This is a genomic window from Streptomyces sp. NPDC088254, assembly GCF_044740925.1.
Lineage (GTDB): Bacteria > Actinomycetota > Actinomycetes > Streptomycetales > Streptomycetaceae > Streptomyces.
Map to the genome: position 1 here is coordinate 1 of NZ_JBIURQ010000007.1, position 17409 is coordinate 17409.

Genomic DNA, 17409 nt, shown 5'->3' on the forward strand with positions numbered 1-17409 from the left:
CGGTTACATTCCGAACCCGGAAGCTAAGCCTCACAGCGCCGATGGTACTGCAGGGGGGACCCTGTGGGAGAGTAGGACGCCGCCGAACAATCATTCAAAGGGTTGGGCCCTGAACTTCGGTTCAGGGCCCAACCCTTTTTTGTTTTCCGTCACTTGACGTTCACGCTGCGCGGCCAGGCTCCAGCACATGGGAACTGCTGCACTCCTCAGGGCCGCGGGCGTCGGAGTCGGTGACGAGGTCATCGTGCCGGCCTTCGGGAACGTCGACATAGCCGAAGCGGTGACCCGGGCGGGTGCGCTGCCCGTCTTCGCGGACATCGATCCCAGGACGTACTGCCTGGACCCGGCCGCCGTCGAAGCGGTCATGACCGCGCGGACCACGGCCGTCGTGGTGGTGCACCGCTTCGGGCGGCCGGCCGATCTCGTGCGGTTGCACGAACTGGGGCGCAGGCACGAGATGTTGGTGCTCGAAAGAGGAGAGACCGAGACGTCGTACGACGAGGTGGCGCAGCGCAGGGAGCGGGCCGCCTACCTCGACGCACGGCTGCGGGGGGTGCGGACGCCGGACCACGCGGACGGGCACACCTACCAGCAGTACGTGGTGCGGGTGCCGGGCAACGGTCGGCCCGACCGGGACGCCTTCGCCAGGGCCCTGCGGGCACGGGGAGTGGACTGTCGTGTGCCGGTGAAGACTCCTCTGCACCGACTGCCCGAGTTCCGGCGCTGCGTCACACTGCCTCAGACCGAGCTGGCCGCCGACGAGACCCTCGCTCTGCCCGTTGACGCCTCGCTCACCAGAAGGGACATGCAGCGCGTGGTGTCCGCCTGCAATGCGCTCGGTGGACTGCTTCAACCCGCCTTCTGAACGAGTTTGGGAACACCGGCAAGTTCGGGGTACGATCTGTTCTGTTGCCGCGAGGGAAACCTCGAAAAGTGACCAGCCCCCTTAGCTCAGTCGGCAGAGCGTCTCCATGGTAAGGAGAAGGTCAACGGTTCGATTCCGTTAGGGGGCTCCACAGAAGAAGGCCTCCGCCCTTTTGGGCGGGGGCCTTCTTCTTGTTCTGCGTGCCTTTTCTCAGGCCACGCGCATCGCGAGAATCGCCATGTCGTCGGACGGGGCGTCCGAAGCGAAGCGTTCCACCGCGCGCATGATGCGGGCCGCGACCGCGCCGGCCGTCAGGCCCGTGCAGGTGGTGAGAACGTCGGCGAGGCCGTCGTCGCCCAGCATGCGGGTGCCCTCGCGTCGCTCGGTGACGCCGTCCGTGACACAGAGCAGGACGTCGCCCGGATCGAGGGTCACCGTCTGCTCGTAGAGTTCCAGGTCCTCCATGACGCCGAGCAGGGGCTGCGGTTCGGCGGCCGGCTCGACGGTGCCGTCCTGGCGCAGACGCAGGGGGAGGGGGTGTCCGGCGCAGACCACCTTCAGCTCGGCGCTGCCGTCGTCCTGCGGGCGCATCTCGCCGTAGAGGAGGGTGAGGAAGCGGCTGCGGGCCCCCTCGTCGAGGATCGCCGAGTTCAGGCGCTCCAGGACCGCCGGGCCGCTGAGACCCTCCCGGGCCAGCAGACGCAGGGCGTGGCGGGCCAGGCCGGTCACCGCCGCCGCGTTGGGGCCGGTGCCGCAGACGTCGCCGATCGCGAAGCCGTACGCGCCGTCGCTGATCGGGAAGAGGTCGTAGAAGTCGCCGCCGACCTCGTTGCCCTCGCCGGCCGCGCGGTAGATGACCTCCACCTCGACGCCGTCGATCTCCGGGAGCTCCGGGGGGAGCAGGCTGCGCTGGAGGGCCTGGCTGATGGCGGTGCGCTCGGAGTAGAGGCGGGCGTTGTCGAGGGCGAGGGCGGCGCGGCGGCTCAGGTCCTCCGCCAGTTCGAGGATCTCCTGGCGGAAGTGCTCGTCGGTGGGCTTGCCGAGGGTGAGCATGCCGATGACGCGGTTGCGGGCGACGAGAGGGAGGACGACGGTCTCGCCGCCGACCGCCGACGCCGTGGCCAGCGTGGGGCCGATGCCCGACGTGACCTGCTGGTGGGCCGGGCCGCCGGACAGGCCGAGACTGCGCATGGAGCTGCGCAGCGCCGCCTCGTGCGCGGCCTCGCCGGGTGCGGACCAGACCCGGGCGCCGGGGGTGGGGACGGGATCCGGCGGGGAGACCTTCGAGAGCAACGACTTGATGCCGTCGATGAGTTCCTCGTCCTCGTGCAGGACGTAGGACAGGTAGGGGTCGGAGGCCTGGTCGGCGATCGTGTAGACGGCGCACCAGGTGGCCAGGGTCGGGACCGTCATCTGGGCCATCAGGGCAAGGGTCTGGTCGCGGTCGAGGGTGCCGGCCAGGAGGTCGGAGGCCTCGACGAGGAAGCTGAGTGAGCCTCGGCGCAGGCGTTCCAGTTCGCCGAGGCGGGCCGACTCGACGGCCAGCGCGATGCGGTCCGCGGCGAACTGCAGCCGCAGGGCCTCCTCGTTGGAGTATCTGCCGGGGCCTTCGGCGGCGACGCCGAGGGAGCCGGTGAGGCGGCCCTCGACCTTCAGCGGGACCGTGACCACCGAGCGCATGCCCGTGCCGCTGAGCAGGGGCACGGCTCCGGGGACGGAGAGGAGGTCCTCGTGAACGGCCGGCATGCGGGCGGAGCCGTAGCGGCCGGGGCCCGCTTCGACGGGCACGCGCGCGAAGCGCTGGCGGGCGGAGGGCAGGCCGGTGGAGGCGCGGACCTCCAACTCCGTCTCGTCGTCGGTGGCGAGCAGGAGGAAGGCGGAGTCGCCGTCGAGCATGTCGCGGGCGCGTTCGACCGTGCGCTGGAGGAGGCCGTCGAGGTCGTCCGGGGCCGGGGAGCCGATGAACACCTCGAAGGGGTCGGAGCTCGACCCGTCGGCGTTGGACGTCGCGTCGGAGGCGGGGAGGCGCAAGGGGGTCTGCAGTACCGCGCGTTCGTGGTCGCGGACGAGGAGGCAGACGGTGGAGGGGTCGCCGTCGGTGTCGCGGACGCGCAGGTGCGATGCGTAGACGGGGGTGACGCGGCCGTCGGCGGCGCGGATGCCGTAGCTGCCCTCCCAGCGGGAGAGTTGCAGCGCCTCGACGATGCCGGTGCTGGTGCCGGGGGTGTGGGGCCAGGCGGCGAGGTCGGTGAGGGGTTTGCCGGTGACCTGGTCGGCCGGGTAGCCGAAGAGTTCCTCCGCGTCCTCGTTCCAGGCGGAGATGGCGCCTGTGCGGTCGATCTGGACGACGGCGACGCGGACCCGGCTGTCGGTGAGGGGGAGGAGTTCGGAGGGCAGGCAGGGGCCTGCGGCGCGGGTCCCCACGGGGCGATCGGGAAGATCGAGCTGGAACCAGACCTGCTTGTGGGTCGGTGTGTACTCGACGCCCCAGCGGCCGGCGATCGCCGCGCACAGCTGGAGGCCTCGGCCGCCTTCGCGGTCGGGGCTGCCCATGGTGGCGGGGGAGCCCTGGAGGGGGATCTCGCGCTCGGGATAGCGGTCGGAGACCTCCACGCGGATGCCGTCCTCGGTGCGCAGGCACAGGACGTCGGCGTGGGTGCCCGCGTGGACGACGGCGTTGGTCACCAGTTCGCTGGTGAGGACCACCGCGTCGTCGACGATGTCGGCGAATCCCCAGCCCTGGAGGGTGTCGCGGACGAACGAGCGGGCGGTGGCGACGGATCGCCCGACGGGCTCGAAACTGGCGGCCGCGCGCGCGGTGATCACAGAACTCCTCGGCCGGTTGTCGACGTGCAGGGCTGCCCGGGTGTCCGGCTCGTGCCGCTGCTGCGGCAGCGTGCCCGTCGGCCGGGGGTCCGGGGGCTGAGCCCCCGGGATCAGTCCGGTGGTCATGTGTGCGGCCGCCCCTCCGATGCCCGCTCGATCTCCGTGCCACCGCCCAGACCGGACGGACCGGTGCGGCTGGACAGCCGCATGCAAGGTTACTTACCTTCCCCGTCCGTACGGATGCCGGTCGCCGGTGTTTCCGCCTCCGGCGTGTGCGGACCGTGTGCGAAGCTGCCGAACTGTTATGGCCTGGTTCGGTGAGGGTGAAACACTGGGCAAGCTTCTTGTGAAGGTCCGGGCAGACTGGGTGTCTTGTGTGTACGGCGGGCAGCAGCCCCCTCGGGCCTGCCTGGTTACATCGGGCAGTAAGACGGTCGATCCCTGCGGGAGGGACAAGTGGAGTCTGGCGCAGCGACGCGGGGCACGAAAGCGCGCGCGAAAGGCGGACAGTCCCTGAACAGGCAGCGCACACCGCGGACGGGTACCACCGAGGTGGACACGGCGGCCCTGCACAAGTTGCTGGGGGCGTTGGTGTCCATGCGGGACGGGAACTTCCGCAAGCGGCTCACGGTGTCCGGGGACGGCGTGATGTCGGAGATCGCGGCGGTCTTCAACGAGGTGGCCGACCGCAATCTCCACCTCACGGGTGAGCTGGCGCGGGTGCGGCGCGTGGTGGGACGTGAGGGAAAGCTCACGGAGCGGTTGGAGACAGGTGCCTCCGAGGGGTCCTGGGCGACGGCCATCGACAACTCGAACGCGCTGGTGGACGACCTGGTGCGGCCTGTCTCGGAGGTCGGGCGGGTGCTGTCGGCGGTGGCCGAGGGTGATCTGTCGCCGCGTATGGAGCTGCGGGCGCACACCTCTGAGGGCGCCGGGCATCCGTTGCGGGGTGAGTTCCTGAAGGTCGGGCGGACCGTCAACAACCTGGTGGACCAGTTGTCGACGTTCACCGACGAGGTCACCCGGGTGGCCAGTGAGGTGGGCACCGAGGGCAAGCTGGGCGGTCAGGCCCAGGTGCGCGGTATGTCCGGTTCGTGGAAGGACCTCACGGAGTCCGTCAACACGATGGCGGAGCGGCTGACGGCGCAGGTGCGGGACATCGCGCTGGTGACGACGGCGGTGGCCAAGGGCGACCTGTCACGCAAGGTCACCGTGCACGTCGAAGGCGAGATGCTGGAGCTGAAGAAGACCGTCAACACGATGGTCGACCAGCTGTCCGCTTTCTCGTCCGAGGTGACGCGGGTGGCGCGTGAGGTGGGCACCGAGGGCATCCTGGGCGGTCAGGCGCAGGTGTCCGGCGTCGACGGTGTGTGGAAAGAACTGACGGATTCCGTGAACACCATGGCCGGCAATCTCACGGCCCAGGTGCGGGGGATCGCCGAGGTGACGACGGCGGTCGCGAACGGTGACCTGTCGCGGAAGGTGACGGTGCCGGCGCGCGGTGAGGTCGCGCAGCTCGCCGACACGATCAACCAGATGACCGAGACGCTGCGGATCTTCGCGGACGAGGTCACACGGGTGGCCAACGAGGTCGGTGCTGCGGGGCAGCTGGGCGGTCAGGCGAACGTGCCGGGCGCGGCGGGGACGTGGAAGGACCTGACGGACTCCGTCAACACGGTGTTCCGGAATCTGACCACACAGGTGAGGGACATCGCCGCGGTGACGACGGCGGTGGCCAACGGTGACCTGTCGCAGAAGGTCACGGTGGACGTGGCCGGCGAGATGCTGGAGCTGAAGAACACCGTCAACGGGATGGTGGACCAGCTGTCGGCGTTCGGCGCCGAGGTGACGCGCGTGGCGCGGGAGATCGGTGTCGAGGGCGAGCTGGGCGGCCAGGCGCAGGTGTCGGGTGCGGCGGGGACGTGGAAGGACCTGACGGACTCCGTCAACACGGCGTTCCGCAATCTCACCGGGCAGGTGAGGAACATCGCCCAGGTGACGACGGCGGTGGCCAACGGCGACCTGTCGCAGAAGGTCACCGTGGACGTGTCCGGTGAGATGGCTCAGCTGAAGAACACCGTGAACACGATGGTGGACCAGTTGTCGTCGTTCGCCGACCAGGTGACGCGGATGGCCCGGGACGTGGGCACGGAGGGACGGCTCGGCGGTCAGGCCCGGGTGGACGGGGTGTCGGGGACATGGAAGGAGCTCACGGACTCCGTCAACTTCATGGCCGGCAACCTCACCTCCCAGGTGCGGCAGATCGCCCAGGTGACGACGGCGGTGGCCCGGGGTGACCTGTCGCAGAAGATCGACGTGGACGCGCGTGGGGAGATCCTCGAGCTGAAGAACACCATCAACACGATGGTGGACCAGCTGTCGGCCTTCGCCGACCAGGTGACCCGGGTGGCGCGCGAGGTGGGCACGGAGGGCCGCCTCGGCGGTCAGGCTCAGGTGCCCGGTGTGGCCGGGGTGTGGCGTGACCTGACGGACTCCGTGAACGGGATGGCGTCCAACCTGACGGGTCAGGTGCGCAACATCGCCCAGGTGGCCACGGCGGTGGCCCGGGGTGACCTGTCTCAGAAGATCACCGTGGACGCGCGCGGGGAGATCCTCGAGCTGAAGAACACGCTGAACACGATGGTGGACCAGCTGTCGTCGTTCGCCGAGGAGGTCACGCGGGTGGCCCGTGAGGTGGGCACCGAGGGCATCCTCGGCGGTCAGGCCGAGGTGCAGGGTGTCTCCGGCACCTGGAAGGACCTCACACAGTCGGTGAACTTCATGGCGAACAACCTGACGATCCAGGTGCGCAACATCGCGGAGGTCACCACGGCGGTCGCCAAGGGCGACCTGTCGAAGAAGATCACTGTCGACGCCAAGGGCGAGATCCTCGAGCTGGTGACGACCGTCAACACGATGGTGGACCAGCTGTCGTCGTTCGCCGAGCAGGTGACGCGGGTGGCCCGTGAGGTGGGCACCGAGGGCATCCTGGGCGGTCAGGCGCATGTGCCCGGCGTGGTGGGCATCTGGAAGGACCTGAGCGACAACGTCAACCTGATGGCGAAGAACCTGACCATGCAGGTGCGCAACATCTCCCAGGTCGCGGCGGCCGTCGCCAACGGCGATCTGACGCGGACGGTGACGATCGAGGCGCGCGGTGAGGTGCAGCAGCTCGCCGACACCTTCAACACGATGGTGAAGACGCTGAGCTCGTTCGCCGAGCAGGTCACCAAGGTGGCCCGTGAGGTGGGCACGGACGGCATCCTGGGCGGTCAGGCGCACGTGCCGGGTGTGGCGGGCACGTGGAAGGACCTCACCGACTCGGTGAACGGGATGGCGTCCAACCTGACGGGTCAGGTGCGCAACATCGCGATGGTGACGACGGCCATCGCCAAGGGCGACCTGACGAAGAAGATCGACATCGACGCGCGCGGGGAGATCCTTGAGCTGAAGACGACCATCAACACGATGGTCGACCAGCTGTCGTCCTTCGCGGAGGAGGTCACGAGGGTGGCCCGCGAGGTGGGCACCGAGGGACAGCTCGGCGGGCAGGCACGCGTGCGGGACGTCGACGGGACGTGGCGCGACCTCACCGAGTCGGTGAACGAGATGGCCGGGAACCTGACCCGGCAGGTGCGTGCCATCGCGCGCGTGGCGACCGCGGTGACCCGTGGTGACCTGAACCTGAAGATCGACGTGGACGCGTCCGGGGAGATCCAGGAGCTTCAGGACTACATCAACAAGATGATCGCCAATCTGCGTGACACCACGATCGCCAACAAGGAGCAGGACTGGCTCAAGGGCAACCTCGCGCGCGTGTCGGCCCTGATGCAGGGGCGGCGCGATCTGGAGGACGTGGCTTCGCTGATCATGAGTGAGCTGCCGCCGCTGGTGGCCGCGCAGCACGGCGCGTTCTTCCTGGCGATGCCGGCGGGCGACGGCGGTGGCGACCAGTACGAGCTGCGGATGCTGGGTTCGTACGGGTACTCGATGGGCTCCATGCCGAGTTCGTTCCGGCCGGGTGAGGCGCTGGTGGGGACGGCCGCCGAGGAGAAGCGGACGATTCTCGTCGAGAACGCCCCGAGTGGCTATCTGAAGATCTCCTCCGGGCTCGGCGAGGCGCCGCCCGCGCAGGTGATCGTGCTTCCGGTGCTGTTCGAGGGCCAGGTGCTCGGTGTGATCGAGCTGGCGTCGTTCACGCCGTTCACGCAGATCCAGAAGGACTTCCTCAACCAGCTCGCCGAGATGATCGCGACCAGCGTCAACACCATCTCCGTCAACACCAAGACGGAGCAGCTGCTGAAGCAGTCGCAGGAGCTGACCGAGCAACTTCGGGAGCGGTCGGCGGAGTTGGAGCAGCGGCAGAAGGCCCTGCAGGCGTCCAACGCCGAACTGGAGGAGAAGGCCGAGCTGCTGGCCCGGCAGAACCGGGACATCGAGGTGAAGAACACCGAGATCGAGGAGGCGCGTCAGGTTCTGGAGGAGCGCGCCGAGCAGCTCGCGGTGTCGATGCGCTACAAGAGCGAGTTCCTCGCCAACATGTCGCACGAGCTGCGCACGCCGCTCAACTCGCTGCTGATCCTGGCCAAGCTGCTCGCGGACAACGCGGACACCAACCTGACGCCGAAGCAGGTCGAGTTCGCCGAGACGATCCACGGGGCGGGCTCGGACCTGCTGCAGCTGATCAACGACATCCTCGACCTGTCGAAGGTGGAGGCGGGCAAGATGGACGTCTCCCCGACGCGGATCGCGCTGGTCCAGCTCGTCGACTACGTGGAGGCGACCTTCCGTCCGCTGACGGCGGAGAAGGGCCTGGACCTGTCGGTTCGGGTGTCGCCGGAGCTGCCGGCGACGCTGCACACGGACGAGCAGCGGCTGTTGCAGGTGCTGCGCAACCTGTTGTCGAACGCGGTGAAGTTCACCGACTCCGGGTCGGTGGAGCTGGTCATCCGGCCGGCCGGCGGGGATGTGCCGATGGCGATCCGGGAGCAGTTGCTGGAGGCGGGGTCGCTGACCGACGCGGACGCGCCGCTGATCGCGTTCTCGGTGACGGACACCGGCATCGGGATCGCCGGCGGCAAGATGCGGGTGATCTTCGAGGCGTTCAAGCAGGCGGACGGCACGACCAGCCGCAAGTACGGCGGTACGGGTCTGGGGCTGTCCATCTCGCGGGAGATCGCGCAGCTGCTCGGCGGTGAGATCTACGCCCAGAGTGAGCCCGGCCGTGGGTCGACGTTCACGCTGTACCTGCCGCTGCACCCGAGCGAGTTGCCGCCGCAGGGCTACCAGCAGGTGGTGCCCGCGCTGGAGGCGGGCGACCTGGTGGCGTCGGAGAACCGGCCGACGGAGCCCGCGGAGCTGTCCGACGTGGAGGTCGAGACGCCGGCGGAGGTGAAGTCGTACCAGGAGACGCAGAACGGCGCGGCGGCGCTGTTCCGGCGCCGGCGTCGGACGGTGGCGGGGGGCGAGCCGCAGGTCGGGCGGCCCGAGCAGTGGGCGCCCGTGGGGCAGGAGGCGACGCGGCACACGCACCGGGGCATCCGGTTCGGCGGTGAGAAGGTGCTGATCGTCGACGACGACATCCGCAACGTGTTCGCGCTGACCAGTGTGCTGGAGCAGCACGGTCTGTCGGTGCTGTACGCGGAGAACGGCCGTGAGGGCATCGAGGTGCTGGAACAGCACGACGATGTGGCGGTCGTGCTGATGGACATCATGATGCCGGAGATGGACGGGTACGCGACGACCACGGCGATCCGGCGGATGCCGCAGTTCTCCGGGCTGCCGATCGTCGCGCTGACCGCGAAGGCGATGAAGGGCGACCGGGAGAAGGCGATCGAGTCGGGCGCCTCGGACTACGTCACCAAGCCGGTCGATCCCGATCACCTGCTGTCGGTGATGGAGCAGTGGATGCGGGAGGAGTGACGGGAACCATGCGGCGGCGCGAGAAGTTGTTGACTCAGGGTGTCCGAAGTCGTGTAGCGGGGCGGGATTCGGGGAACCTTCTGGTCTCGTGCCGCGTTCCTGCTACGTGCTGAGTGACATCACGGTGACAGGGTGTGGCGACGGTCGGGGTGCAGCTACCATGACCGGCACAAGGAAGGGCGGCGCAAAGGAGTCGTCCCCAGGGGCGGCGCCCGGTGCACTGCCGGGGCGAGGAGGGCGGGCCATGGTGCAGAAGGCCAAGATCCTCCTGGTCGATGACCGGCCGGAGAATCTGCTGGCGCTGGAGGCTATCCTCTCGGCGCTCGATCAGACGCTGGTGCGGGCATCGTCCGGGGAAGAGGCGCTCAAAGCGCTGCTGACGGACGACTTCGCGGTCATCCTGCTGGACGTGCAGATGCCGGGAATGGACGGTTTCGAGACGGCCGCGCACATCAAACGCCGAGAGCGGACGCGGGACATCCCGATCATCTTCCTCACGGCGATCAACCACGGCCCCCATCACACCTTCCGCGGGTACGCGGCGGGCGCGGTGGACTACATCTCCAAGCCGTTCGACCCGTGGGTGCTGCGGGCGAAGGTGTCCGTGTTCGTCGAGCTGTACATGAAGAACTGCCAGCTGCGTGAGCAGGCGGCGCTGCTGCGGCTCCAGTTGGAGGGCGGCGGCAAGCCGGCCGTGGGCGGCAAGGAGTCGGCGGGGCTGCTCGCCGAGCTGTCCGCGCGGCTCGCGGCGGTCGAGGAGCAGGCCGAGGCGTTGTCCAAGCAGCTCGACGACGAGTCGGCGGACGCGGCGGCGGTGGCCACGGCGGCGCACCTGGAGCGCAAACTCACCGGCCTGCGGCGGGCGCTGGACGCGCTGGAGCCGGGCACGGGCAGCGGCACGGCGTCGGTGCCGTCGCAGACCTGACCGGAATTGACGTGTGCCGCGCCGGGAGTTGCGCGTGAGCGGGCGTCAGTTTCCCGCCTTCGCCGGGGCGACACGAACGGGTGAAGCGGTGGGCACACGTGTCGCCTTCCGTCTCCACCGGTAATCTCACACCATGGCCTCACGTCCCTCCGCAGCCAAGAAGCAGCCCGCCAGGAAGGCGGCCGCTCCCGCGAAGGCTCCGGCGAAGAAGGCCGCCGCGAAGAAGCCTCCGGCCAAGCGGGCGCCCGCGAAGAAGGCGCCCGCCAGGAAGGCCGTGGCGAAGAAGCCGGCGCCCAAGCCGGCGCCCAGCCCCACGGGGGGCGTGTACCGGCTGGTGCGCGCCCTGTGGTTGGGCCTGGCGCACGCCGTGGGCGCGGTGTTCCGCGGGATAGGGACCGGCGCCAGGAACCTCGACCCGGCCCACCGCAAGGACGGCGTCGCGCTGCTGCTGCTCGGCGTCGCGCTGATCGTCGCCGCGGGCACCTGGGCGGATCTGCGCGGCCCGGTCGGCGACCTCGTCGAGATCCTGGTGACCGGCTCCTTCGGGCGTCTGGACCTGCTCGCGCCGATCCTGTTCGCGGGCATCGCGGTCCGGCTCATCCGGCACCCGGAGCAGCCCGAGGCCAACGGCCGCATCGTCATCGGCCTGTCCGCGCTGGTCATCGGCGTGCTCGGCCAGGTCCACATCGCGTGCGGCGCGCCCGCCCGCAGCGACGGCATGCAGGCCATAAGGGACTCCGGCGGCCTCATCGGCTGGGGCGCGGCCACCCCGCTGACGTACGCCATGGGCGACGTCCTCGCCGTACCGCTGCTCGTGCTGCTCACCGTCTTCGGGCTGCTGGTGGTCACCGCCACGCCCGTCAACGCCATCCCACAGCGGCTGCGGCAGCTCGGCGTGCGCCTGGGCGTGCTGCACGACCCCGCGGGCTACGACGAGTACGGCGACCTCACGGACGACGACGAGCGCTACGACGACCAGTGGCGCGAGGCGCTTCCCGCGCGATCCCGCGGCCGCGCGGGCGCCCCGCAGGCGTACGACGCCGACGCAGCCGAGGAGGAGGCGCTCGGCCGGCGGCGGGGCCGGCCCCGGCGTTCGGCGGTGCCGCAGCCGGCGATGGACCGGCAGCTCGACGCCGTGGACATCGCCGCGGCCGCGGCGGCCGACCTCGACGGGGCCGTCCTGCACGGCATGCCGCCCTCCCGGACCGTCGCCGACCTCACGCAGGGCGTGCGGACGGGCGAGCGTGAACCCACCACGCCGACGCCCGTCCCCGCGCCGGTCGCGCGCGCCGAGCGGGGCGGCAAGGAAACGTCGGGGCCGGTCCCCGACCTGACCAAGGCGGCTCCCGAGCCGCCGCGCGACCTGCCCTCGCGCGCCGAGCAGCTCCAGCTGTCCGGGGACATCACCTACGCGCTGCCGACGCTCGACCTCCTCACGCGCGGGGGGCCCGGCAAGGCGCGCAGCGCGGCCAACGACGCCATAGTGGCCGCGTTGACGACCGTGTTCACCGAGTTCAAGGTCGACGCGGCCGTCACCGGCTTCACCCGCGGCCCGACGGTCACGCGCTACGAGGTCGAGCTCGGGCCCGCCGTCAAGGTCGAGCGGATCACCGCGCTGACGAAGAACATCGCGTACGCCGTCGCCAGCCCCGACGTGCGGATCATCTCGCCGATCCCCGGCAAGTCCGCCGTCGGCATCGAGATCCCCAACACCGACCGCGAGATGGTCAACCTGGGCGACGTGCTGCGGCTCGCGGAGTCCGCGGAGGACGACGACCCGATGCTCGTCGCCTTCGGCAAGGACGTCGAGGGCGGCTACGTCATGCACTCGCTGGCGAAGATGCCGCACATGCTGGTCGCCGGCGCCACCGGGTCCGGCAAGTCGTCCTGCATCAACTGCCTGATCACGTCGATCATGATGCGGGCCACCCCGGAGGACGTCCGGATGATCCTCGTCGACCCCAAGCGGGTCGAACTGACCGCCTACGAGGGCATCCCGCACCTGATCACGCCGATCATCACCAACCCCAAGCGGGCCGCAGAGGCGCTCCAGTGGGTCGTACGCGAGATGGACCTCCGGTACGACGACCTGGCGGCGTACGGCTTCCGGCACATCGACGACTTCAACCGCGCCGTGCGCGAGGGCAAGGTCAAGCCGCCCGAGGGCAGCGAGCGCGAGCTCCAGCCGTACCCCTACCTGCTGGTGATCGTCGACGAGCTCGCGGACCTGATGATGGTCGCACCACGCGACGTCGAGGACGCGATCGTGCGGATCACCCAGCTCGCGCGCGCGGCCGGCATCCACCTGGTGCTCGCCACCCAGCGGCCCTCCGTCGACGTCGTCACCGGTCTGATCAAGGCGAACGTGCCCTCCCGGCTCGCCTTCGCCACCTCCTCGCTCGCCGACTCGCGGGTCATCCTCGACCAGCCCGGCGCGGAGAAGCTCATCGGCAAGGGCGACGGGCTGTTCCTGCCGATGGGGGCCAGCAAGCCGACCCGAATGCAGGGTGCGTTCGTCACCGAGGCCGAGGTCGCGGCCGTCGTGCAGCACTGCAAGGACCAGATGGCGCCGGTCTTCCGGGACGACGTCACCGTCGGCTCCAAGCAGAAGAAGGAGATCGACGAGGACATCGGCGACGACTTGGACCTCCTGTGCCAGGCCGCCGAGCTGGTGGTGTCCACGCAGTTCGGATCGACGTCCATGCTCCAGCGCAAGCTGCGCGTCGGCTTCGCCAAGGCCGGCCGGCTGATGGACCTGATGGAGTCGCGCAACATCGTCGGACCGAGCGAAGGATCGAAAGCACGTGACGTTCTTGTGAAACCCGACGAGTTGGACGGCGTGCTCGCGGTGATCCGTGGGGAGTCTGAAGGGTAGGCGTTTCCCCGCGGGGAGGGAGGCCGTCCGTGACTGAGCCGTTAGCGAGCGACGCGCAACCGTTTCCCTTCGGGGTACGTCAAGTTGAGCGAGACAGACGAGGGTTCCGACCTCGGGGTTCACGTCTGGCCCGTCATCGGCGTGTCCGGCCATTCCGATGGCGTACAAAGTGCTACCGCCCGGTTGCCCCTCCCTTTCGCAACCCCCCTACACTGAACCTCCAGCACAGGCGGCTACACGCTCGAAAGGCGCCCCCGTGTCCATCGGCAACTCCCCTGAAGACGAGCGTCCGTTCGAAGACGTCTCCGAGGAAGCCCGCCCCTCCATCGGTCGAACCCTGCGACAGGCCCGCGTCGCCGCCGGCCTGACCGTCGACGACGTCAGCACCGCCACCCGGGTCCGGATCGCCATCGTGCGCGCCATCGAGGCGGACGACTTCGCCCCCTGCGGGGGTGACGTCTACGCGCGCGGGCACATCCGCAGCCTCGCGCGCGCCGTGCGCCTGGATCCCGCCCCGCTGATGAATCAGTTCGACGCCCTGCACGGCGGCCGTCCGGCGCCCACCCCGGCCGCCCCCCTGTTCGAGGCGGAACGCATCCGCCCCGAGCGACGCGGCCCGAACTGGACCGCCGCCATGGTCGCCGCGATCGTCGCGGTGATCGGCTTCGTCGGCTTCACCGCGTTCAAGGGCGGCGACGACGGGACCAAGGACGTCGCCGACGGCACCGCCCCCTCCAGCAGCGCCCCCGCCACCCCCACCACCAAGTCGGACAAGCCCGCCCCCGTCAAGCCCGCCCCCTCCGACAGCGCCATCGCCGCCGCGCCCCAGGACAAGGTGACCGTCCAGGTCAGCGCCACCGACGGCAAGAGCTGGATCTACGCCAAGGACCACAACGGCCGGATGCTGTTCGACGGGCTGCTCAAGAAGGGCCAGTCCAAGACCTTCCAGGACAGCGAGAAGATCAACCTGGTCCTCGGCGACGCCGGCGCGATCCAGCTGTACGTCAACGGCAAGAAGATCGAGGACGACTTCCAGCCCGGCGCGGTGGAGCGGCTCACGTACACCAAGGGCGATCCGCAGGCCGGCTGAGCGGTGGCACGCGCGCGTACGGGGTCGGCGTACATCGCCAACCCCGTCGGCCGGGGCTGTCAGCCGGACGAAGTAGTCTTGAGCCCATGCCTGAACGCCGTACCGTCGCACTCGTCACCCTTGGCTGCGCCCGTAACGAGGTGGACTCGGAGGAGCTCGCAGGCCGTTTGGAGGCGGACGGCTGGCAGCTCGTGGAGGACGCCGAGGACGCGGACGTCGCCGTCGTCAACACCTGCGGCTTCGTCGACGCCGCCAAGAAGGACTCCGTCGACGCCCTGCTGGAGGCCAACGACCTCAAGGGGCACGGCAGAACCCAGGCCGTCGTGGCCGTGGGCTGCATGGCCGAGCGGTACGGCAAGGACCTCGCCGAGGCCCTGCCCGAGGCCGACGGCGTGCTCGGATTCGACGACTACGCCGACATCTCCGATCGCCTCCAGACCATCCTGAGCGGCGGCGTCCACGCCGCCCACACCCCGCGCGACCGGCGCAAGCTGCTGCCGATCAGCCCGGCCGAGCGGCAGTCCGCCCCGGACGTCGCCCTGCCCGGCCACGGCGCACCGGCCGACCTGCCCGAGGGCGTCGCCCCGGTCTCCGGGCCGCGCGCGCCCCTGCGCCGCCGTCTCGACGGCACCCCGGTCGCCTCGGTCAAGCTCGCCTCCGGCTGCGACCGGCGCTGCACCTTCTGCGCCATCCCGTCCTTCCGTGGCTCCTTCATCTCGCGCCGCCCGAGCGACGTGCTGAACGAGACGCGCTGGCTGGCCGAGCAGGGCGTCAAGGAGATCATGCTGGTCTCCGAGAACAACACCTCCTACGGCAAGGACCTCGGCGACATCCGCCTGCTGGAGTCCCTGCTGCCCGAGCTCGCCGACGTCGACGGCATCGAGCGGGTGCGGGTCAGCTACCTCCAGCCCGCCGAGATGCGGCCCGGCCTGATCGACGTGCTGACCTCCACGCCGAAGGTCGCCCCGTACTTCGACCTGTCCTTCCAGCACTCCGCGCCCGGCGTGCTGCGCGCGATGCGCCGCTTCGGCGACACCGACCGCTTCCTGGAACTGCTCGATACCATCCGCGCCAAGGCGCCCCAGGCCGGTGTGCGCTCCAACTTCATCGTCGGCTTCCCCGGCGAGTCCGAGGCCGACCTGGCGGAGCTGGAGCGGTTCCTGAACCACGCGCGGCTGGACGCCATCGGCGTCTTCGGCTACTCCGACGAGGAAGGCACCGAGGCCGCCACGTACGAGAACAAGCTCGACGAGGACGTCGTCGCCGAGCGGCTCGCCCGGGTGTCCCGGCTCGCCGAGGAACTCGTCTCGCAGCGGGCCGAGGAGCGCGTCGGGGAGACCGTGCGCGTGCTCGTGGAGTCGCTGGACGACGAGGGCGTCCACGGCCGGGGCGAGCACCAGGCGCCCGAGACCGACGGCCAGGTGCTGCTCACGTCGGGCGAGGGACTGGCCGTCGGCCGTATGGTCGAGGCGAAGGTGGTCGGCACGGAAGGCGTCGACCTGGTGGCCGAGCCCCTCGCGGGCTCGATCGGGTGTAGTGAGGAGGCAGCCAGATGACGGGTGTCCCGGCGTCGGCGGCAGGAGGCTCCTCGCAGGCGAAGGGGCCGGCCGCGAGGCCCGCCTCCGCGCCCGTCGCCACGGGCGCGGACGGCCCGGTCGCGGAGATCGGCGCCGACGTGACCGGTGCCGCCCCCGACGAGCAGGGCACCCTGCGGCCCGCGCGCGGGGGCAAACTGGCCGCCGCGGCCGTCAACCAGGCGAGCGTCTGGAACATCGCCAACATGCTGACGATGCTCCGGCTGCTCCTGGTGCCCGGCTTCGTCGCCCTGATGCTCGCCGACGGCGGCTACGACCCGGCCTGGCGGTCTCTCGCCTGGGCCGCCTTCGCCATCGCCATGATCACCGACCTGTTCGACGGGCACCTGGCGCGGACCTACAACCTCGTCACCGACTTCGGGAAGATCGCCGACCCCATCGCCGACAAGGCCATCATGGGGGCGGCCCTGATCTGTCTGTCCGCCCTCGGCGACCTGCCCTGGTGGGTGACGGGCGTGATCCTCGGCCGGGAACTCGGCATCACCCTGATGCGTTTCCTCGTCATCCGGTACGGCGTGATCCCGGCCAGCCGGGGCGGCAAGCTCAAGACGCTCACCCAGGGCGTGGCCGTCGGGATGTACGTGCTGGCGCTGACGGGATGGCTGGCGACCCTCAGATTCTGGGTGATGGGCGCCGCTGTCGTGCTGACCGTGGTGACCGGGCTCGACTACGTGCGGCAGGCCGTCGTGCTGCGCCGGCAGGGCATCGCCGAGCGCAAGGGGGCACTGGAGGAGACACCGCGTTGAGTTCCCCGGCCCCCGAAGTCGTGCGACTACTCACCGTGAGGGGTGAGACGCTCGCCGTGGCCGAATCGCTCACCGGTGGACTGGTCGCGGCGGAGATCACTGACGTCCCCGGCGCCTCCCGGGTCTTCCGTGGATCGGTCACCGCGTACGCGACCGGTCTCAAGCAGGAACTGCTCGGCGTCGACGCCGGCCTGCTGGCCGCCCGCGGAGCTGTGGACCCGCAGGTCGCGGCCCAGATGGCGGCCGGGGTGCGCAAGGCGCTGGGCGCCGACTGGGGCATCGCCACCACCGGCGTGGCCGGCCCCGACCCCCAGGACGGCCAACCCGTCGGCATGGTCTTCGTGGCGGTGGACGGGCCGTTCGGGGCGGGAGCTGTTTCTGCCTGTGGCGGAAAAGTGGAGGCGCTGCGGTTGAACGGCAGCCGTGCGGAAATTCGTAGAGAGAGTGTACGGAGCGTACTCACAGTGCTTCTGAGGGCGCTTGCGGACGAACAGACCGGGAATGAGCGGGCACAGGATACGGAACAGAACGGGGGGTTTTGATGTTTGCAGCCCTGAGTGAACAC

10 protein-coding genes, 1 tRNA gene and 1 rRNA gene are annotated in these 17409 nt (G+C 70.0%); 10 read left to right on the plus strand and 2 right to left on the minus strand.

Going from position 1 to position 17409, the window contains the following annotated elements; all coding sequences use genetic code 11:
- The 3 genes from rrf to ACIOC0_RS20725 all read left to right on the plus strand — a co-directional run.
- Positions 1-88, plus strand: a 5S ribosomal RNA gene (gene rrf / locus ACIOC0_RS20715); the annotation flags it as partial.
- A gap of 99 nt (positions 89-187) precedes the next feature.
- Entirely contained in the window at positions 188-865 is a 678-nt protein-coding gene (locus tag ACIOC0_RS20720; protein WP_402156600.1) for a DegT/DnrJ/EryC1/StrS family aminotransferase, read from the plus strand.
- Positions 866-940: 75 nt separating this feature from the next.
- Positions 941-1016 (plus strand) — tRNA-Thr (locus ACIOC0_RS20725).
- Positions 1017-1075: 59 nt separating this feature from the next.
- Here the strand turns inward: ACIOC0_RS20725 and ACIOC0_RS20730 are convergent.
- Positions 1076-3817 carry a SpoIIE family protein phosphatase gene (locus ACIOC0_RS20730; RefSeq protein WP_351100013.1) on the minus strand — a complete coding sequence of 914 codons (2742 nt, stop codon included), beginning with the start codon at positions 3815-3817 and terminating at the stop codon, positions 1076-1078.
- A gap of 330 nt (positions 3818-4147) precedes the next feature.
- Between ACIOC0_RS20730 and ACIOC0_RS20735 the strand changes: the two genes are divergently transcribed.
- Positions 4148-9613 (plus strand): HAMP domain-containing protein, encoded by a 5466-nt coding sequence (locus ACIOC0_RS20735; protein ID WP_402156602.1) that lies wholly within the window; start codon positions 4148-4150, stop codon positions 9611-9613.
- A gap of 244 nt (positions 9614-9857) precedes the next feature.
- A complete protein-coding gene (locus ACIOC0_RS20740; RefSeq protein WP_402156603.1) occupies positions 9858-10538 on the plus strand; it encodes a two-component system response regulator in 681 nt (226 codons plus the stop codon).
- A gap of 126 nt (positions 10539-10664) precedes the next feature.
- On the opposite strand, the gene ACIOC0_RS20745 is transcribed toward ACIOC0_RS20740, so the two are convergent.
- Positions 10665-11408, minus strand: a complete 744-nt coding sequence (locus ACIOC0_RS20745; RefSeq protein WP_402157148.1) for a hypothetical protein — start codon at positions 11406-11408, stop codon at positions 10665-10667.
- A 319-nt stretch (positions 11409-11727) separates the two neighbouring features.
- On the opposite strand from ACIOC0_RS20745, the gene ACIOC0_RS20750 reads away from it, so the two are divergent.
- From ACIOC0_RS20750 to ACIOC0_RS20770, 5 genes are all read left to right on the plus strand, one after another.
- Complete coding sequence (locus ACIOC0_RS20750) at positions 11728-13413, plus strand: DNA translocase FtsK (RefSeq protein WP_402157150.1); 1686 nt, start codon at positions 11728-11730, stop codon at positions 13411-13413.
- A gap of 256 nt (positions 13414-13669) precedes the next feature.
- The gene (locus ACIOC0_RS20755) at positions 13670-14503 is read left to right on the plus strand and encodes a helix-turn-helix domain-containing protein (protein WP_402156604.1); all 834 of its coding nucleotides are present in this window, start codon (positions 13670-13672) and stop codon (positions 14501-14503) included.
- Between the two features lie 86 nt (positions 14504-14589).
- Positions 14590-16059 (plus strand): 30S ribosomal protein S12 methylthiotransferase RimO, encoded by a 1470-nt coding sequence (gene rimO, locus ACIOC0_RS20760; protein ID WP_356681012.1) that lies wholly within the window; start codon positions 14590-14592, stop codon positions 16057-16059.
- Positions 16056-16844, plus strand: coding sequence for a CDP-diacylglycerol--glycerol-3-phosphate 3-phosphatidyltransferase (pgsA, locus tag ACIOC0_RS20765; RefSeq protein ID WP_402156606.1), 789 nt, complete (start codon positions 16056-16058; stop codon positions 16842-16844). The genes rimO and pgsA overlap by 4 nt, the downstream gene beginning before the upstream one ends.
- Positions 16841-17386 carry a CinA family protein gene (locus ACIOC0_RS20770; protein WP_402156607.1) on the plus strand — a complete coding sequence of 182 codons (546 nt, stop codon included), beginning with the start codon at positions 16841-16843 and terminating at the stop codon, positions 17384-17386. Before pgsA ends, ACIOC0_RS20770 begins: the two co-directional genes overlap by 4 nt.
- Positions 17387-17409: the final 23 nt, after the last annotated feature.

What these genes read in the sequence shown, in the direction of transcription:
- ACIOC0_RS20720 (WP_402156600.1), top strand. Translation starts at nt 188, where the DNA reads ATGGGAACTGCTGCACTCCTCAGGGCCGCGGGCGTCGGAGTCGGTGAC.
- ACIOC0_RS20730 (WP_351100013.1), bottom strand. Translation starts at nt 3,817, where the DNA reads ATGACCACCGGACTGATCCCGGGGGCTCAGCCCCCGGACCCCCGGCCG.
- ACIOC0_RS20740 (WP_402156603.1), top strand. Translation starts at nt 9,858, where the DNA reads ATGGTGCAGAAGGCCAAGATCCTCCTGGTCGATGACCGGCCGGAGAAT.
- ACIOC0_RS20745 (WP_402157148.1), bottom strand. Translation starts at nt 11,408, where the DNA reads ATGGCGTTGACGGGCGTGGCGGTGACCACCAGCAGCCCGAAGACGGTG.
- ACIOC0_RS20750 (WP_402157150.1), top strand. Translation starts at nt 11,728, where the DNA reads ATGCCGCCCTCCCGGACCGTCGCCGACCTCACGCAGGGCGTGCGGACG.
- rimO (WP_356681012.1), top strand. Translation starts at nt 14,590, where the DNA reads ATGCCTGAACGCCGTACCGTCGCACTCGTCACCCTTGGCTGCGCCCGT.
- pgsA (WP_402156606.1), top strand. Translation starts at nt 16,056, where the DNA reads ATGACGGGTGTCCCGGCGTCGGCGGCAGGAGGCTCCTCGCAGGCGAAG.